General features: G+C 38.6%; 4 protein-coding genes. All 4 read right to left on the minus strand.

What is annotated here, in order from left to right; translation table 11 throughout:
- Nucleotides 1-264: 264 nt before the first annotated feature.
- The 4 genes from HPY74_20055 to HPY74_20070 all read right to left on the minus strand — a co-directional run bounded on the left by HPY74_20055 (nucleotide 265) and on the right by HPY74_20070 (nucleotide 3,839).
- Nucleotides 265-1,428 carry a Gfo/Idh/MocA family oxidoreductase gene (locus tag HPY74_20055; GenBank protein ID NSW92902.1) on the minus strand — a complete coding sequence of 388 codons (1,164 nt, stop codon included), beginning with the start codon at nucleotides 1,426-1,428 and terminating at the stop codon, nucleotides 265-267.
- A gap of 50 nt (nucleotides 1,429-1,478) precedes the next feature.
- The gene (locus HPY74_20060) at nucleotides 1,479-2,444 is read right to left on the minus strand and encodes a sugar phosphate isomerase/epimerase (GenBank protein NSW92903.1); all 966 of its coding nucleotides are present in this window, start codon (nucleotides 2,442-2,444) and stop codon (nucleotides 1,479-1,481) included.
- Nucleotides 2,445-2,539: 95 nt separating this feature from the next.
- A complete protein-coding gene (locus HPY74_20065; protein ID NSW92904.1) occupies nucleotides 2,540-3,556 on the minus strand; it encodes a Gfo/Idh/MocA family oxidoreductase in 1,017 nt (338 codons plus the stop codon).
- Entirely contained in the window at nucleotides 3,543-3,839 is a 297-nt protein-coding gene (locus tag HPY74_20070; protein NSW92905.1) for a hypothetical protein, read from the minus strand. Before HPY74_20070 ends, HPY74_20065 begins: the two co-directional genes overlap by 14 nt.
- Between the last annotated feature and the right edge of the window lie 450 nt (nucleotides 3,840-4,289).

Consider the following 4,289-nt stretch of genomic DNA (forward strand, 5'->3'; position numbering starts at 1 on the left):
TAAATTCACTTCGGGGCAAATCAAACTCGCAAAATAATTTGAATAAAATTTAATAGCACATCAATGTAATTATTTTGCTCATACAGTTGATTTGCTTATCCCTCGTCGGATTAACAGGCTCTACGAGGCCTTGCGCAATGTTTCTGTCATTATATGGGTCATACATAGAAAATGCGCCCGTTGATTACACATCGCGATAATAAAACAGCAAGCACTATAATTTTTAAGTTGCTTGCTGTTTTAATTATTTCTGCTTATTGTGCCTTACAAACTGTCAACCTTCACCCATCTGGCTTCCTCAATTGAAAGGTCAACGGCCTCAAGCACCTGTGAGCATTTCATTCCGTCATTAAAATTGGGTATAGCTTGCTTATCTTTAGCAATTGCTTCTACGAATTCATACATTTCATGTACAAAGGTATGCTCATAACCAATCACATGTCCTGCGGGCCACCAGGCATTCATATAGGGATGAATACCTTCTGTCACCTGAATTAGGCGGAAACCCTGAGTTCCGGGTTGGTCATCTACACTGAAGTACTGCAATTCGTTCATGCGTTCAAATTCAAACTTTATACTGCCTTTGCTTCCGTTAATCTCAAAGGACATTGCATTTTTGTGTCCGTTGGCAAATCGTGTAGCTTCTATAGAACCTAATGCCCCATTCTTAAACTCTGCCAGGAATAATGTGGCATCGTCAACCGTAACCTCTCCTTTTTTGGATGATTCCTTAGCTTTGGCCGACAAACCTGTCATCTTTTCCACAACAGGTCTTTCCTTGATAAAGGTCTTATTTATCCCAATGACCCGGTCAAATTCTCCGACAAGATACCTGGCCATATCTATAAGATGAGCACCCAGATCGCCATGTGAACCAGAGCCGGCAACTTTCTTGTCTAGCCTCCATACCAGTGGGAAATCGGGATCAATAATCCAATCTTGCAGGTAAAGTCCTCTAAAATGGTATATTTTTCCAAGTTTACCTTCATCAATCAACTTTTTCGCTAGCTGTACTGCAGGCACAAATCGGTAGTTAAAACCAATCTGGTGCTTCACCTTGTATTTTTCAACCGCATCTACCATTTCCCTAGCATCTTTTAAATTCAACGCAAGCGGCTTTTCACAAAAAATATGCTTACCGCATTCTGCAGCACGAATGGCGATTTCTTTGTGAACATTGCTTGGTGCCGTAATATCAATCATATCAATATCATTTCTTTCTACAAGCTTTTCCCACGAAGTTTCATAGCTTTCCCAACCGAATTTCTCAGCTGATTCCTTAACCCAACTCTCGTCCCTTCCACATATAGCCTTCATATTTACTTTAAGACTTGGATTGAAGAACATTCCAAGGCGCTGGAAAGCATTACTATGAGCCTTTCCCATGAATTTATAGCCTACCAGTCCGACATTTATAGTATCTTTCATTCCATCTCCCTCCTTTTTCTACCATAGACTACCATAGACTATTAAACTTTTTAAGCCCACCACATACCGCCGGTCTTTTCAAACAGCATAACATTTTTAAGAAAAGCAATAGCTTTTTGAAGGCCTTCATTAACCGACATCAGGCTGTCTTCATGTTCGATGCTCAATACATCATCATAGCCGACCATTTTTAGGTTGCTGACGATATCTTTCCAAACCTGTTCATCATGACCATAGCCTACCGTCCTGAATATCCAGGAACGTTTAATCTCATTACTATAATGCTTCGTATCTAATACACCGTTGAGAGCAGTATTCATTTTGTCTATTTTGGTGTCTTTTGCGTGGAAATGAAAGATGGCAGTTCCTAACTTGCGGATGGAAGCTACAGGATCTATACCTTGCCAGAAGAGGTGACTTGGATCATAATTAGCTCCGATCTCATCACCTACAGCACTTCTCAACTTAAGAAGGGTTTCAGGGTTATATACACAGAAGCCAGGGTGCATTTCAAGACAAATTTTATTTACTCCATGTTGCTTTGCAAAATCAACAGCCTTTACCCAGTATGGTATAAGTACTTCATTCCACTGATATTCAAGGATTTTAAGAAAATCATCCGGCCATGGACATGTTACCCAGTTGGGGTATTTGGAAAATGGAGAATCGCCAGGGCAACCAGAAAATGTAATAACTCTGTTTATACCAAGCTTTTCTGCTAAGAGAACCGTATTTTCGAAATCCTTGTGAAAAGATTCAGCTATTTCCTTCTGTGGGTGTACAGGATTTCCGTGACAACTCAACGCACTTATTTCCATATTGTACTTCTTAACAAGTTCCCTCAGTGCTGAAACTTTTTTGTCATCTGATAATAGCTCTTCAGGATTTGCATGCGCTTTTCCTGGATAACCGCCAGTCCCTATCTCGATTGCCTGAACACCCAATTCCGCAAGGTACTTTAAGGCTTCTTCAAGACTTTTAGCACTTAAAAGTACTGTAAAAACTCCCAGTTTCATTTACAGAATACCCCCTTTTAACTTTTTTGTTATATATTAAATTATATACAAATTTATACTTCCGGCAAAGAGTTATTTTATATTTACGTTGCTTTTTATATTGAAACTTTTATTCCTTTGCGGGCGCTTTCTATGGCCCCGAAAACCATTGCCATGCTTTTTATATTATCGCTGCAATCTGTTTCCGCCTTTCTGCCTTCTTTAAGTGCTGTAAACATTTCATCCAAGCATCCGGCATGTCCTTCCCTGCCATCCCAATCAAGACACGGTTCAACCCTCTCAAAACGGCTATAGAATTCCTGTTTATCTACTGGTACGGTTACTTCATAATAAGGAGCTTCATCACCTTTCCATATGGCAGTACCTTTTGAACACTGAATTCTCCAGTCAGCTTCCCAGGAAGTGGGTACTCCTTCTGAACACCATGAGCCCCTGTAAGAGAAAACTAATCCGCCTGTCATTTCAAAAATACAGGCTGCTGCAGCATTTCCGCGGTACCAAGAGCCCACAGGATTGAATTCGTGGCAGTAGACCGATAAAGCATCCTGCCCTGTAATGAACCTCGCTTGGTCGAAGGTGTGTATAGCCATATCCAGTAACAGGGGGCTATCCATTATATCCCTGAAACCACCGAAATGCGGTCCGATGAAAAAATCGGCACATACAAAACTAGGTTGTCCTAAAACCCCCGACTGGATTATTTTCCTAAAAGAACGTATTTTTTTTAAATAGCGCCTATTTTGCATAACAGCATACATTTTGCCATAATTTTTGGATGCCTTAACTATTTCTTCAGCCTCTTCCATTGAGGCAGCCATAGGCTTTTCTCCAAATACATCACAGCCCGCTGCAAAAGAGGCAAGAACCACAGATTTACGGCTTTCGGGAATAGTAACATCGAATACCAGGTTAGCACCGGATTCACGGATAGCATTTGTTACATCAGTATAAACTCCACATTCCAGCTTATACTTTTCTTTCATTTTCAGTGCATTTTCCTGTTTTATATCAACCAAAGCCACTATGTCAGTATCCTGCCGCGAAATTGCATACTGTACCCAGATATTGGCCATGCTACCACAACCTACTACTGCTATTTTAAACTTCTCCATAACCTATAGACCCTCCATATTCATATAATTCCTTATTTTCCTTTATACCTCTAAATCCAAATATTTGCTTAATCTCTAATTCAATTTTTTCTTTGCCAGTGTGATAGACAAGGATGTCATCTTTGGCTCTTACTAGTTCACGAGTAGCCTCCTTATTATCGTCAAAAGCCTGAATAACAGCAACTTCATCAACATATCTAATGTTTCCGTCAATATGAGATTTTAAAATCTGTAGCTTAACAAATTTATCTGGGTAAATTTTTCTTACTTCCTCCCACTTCATATTATTAACCACCTCGTATAATAGTATTTGGATCAGTTAGTAGACCCAGTTTCCAGTTAATAACTGGTAATATTGTTTCTTGAAATATGAATATTTCGCCTTTTGGTATAGCATGGCAATAAGCAGTCATAATAGTATTGTGGCGCTTTCTTATTCCTATATTCTTATTCCTATATAATTTATTATATAATTTATTATATCAAATATATAATAAAAGAAGTAAAAAACTTCAATGTTCAACTTTATAATCCGTAATATGATGTTCCCGTCTTTAGAAGTTAGCACCATAAATCTTTAGGAGTAAATTTTATATTAAAAGCGTGAAGCAGCCTTAAAATAAGGCTTTTTTTATTGCTAAAAACACTTGCAAAATTACTTTTTATGTGCTATAATTAATGGTGATAGTGGTGATAAATAAGGAGGGGATTATATGGCATATTTTCTAAAAAA

This window comes from Bacillota bacterium (assembly GCA_013314855.1).
GTDB lineage: Bacteria > Bacillota > Clostridia > Acetivibrionales > DUMC01 > Ch48.

Excerpts from the sequence above, each read along its gene's own strand:
- HPY74_20055 (NSW92902.1), bottom strand. The coding sequence starts at position 1,428 with ATGAAAGATACTATAAATGTCGGACTGGTAGGCTATAAATTCATGGGA.
- HPY74_20060 (NSW92903.1), bottom strand. The coding sequence starts at position 2,444 with ATGAAACTGGGAGTTTTTACAGTACTTTTAAGTGCTAAAAGTCTTGAA.
- HPY74_20065 (NSW92904.1), bottom strand. The coding sequence starts at position 3,556 with ATGGAGAAGTTTAAAATAGCAGTAGTAGGTTGTGGTAGCATGGCCAAT.
- HPY74_20070 (NSW92905.1), bottom strand. The coding sequence starts at position 3,839 with ATGAAGTGGGAGGAAGTAAGAAAAATTTACCCAGATAAATTTGTTAAG.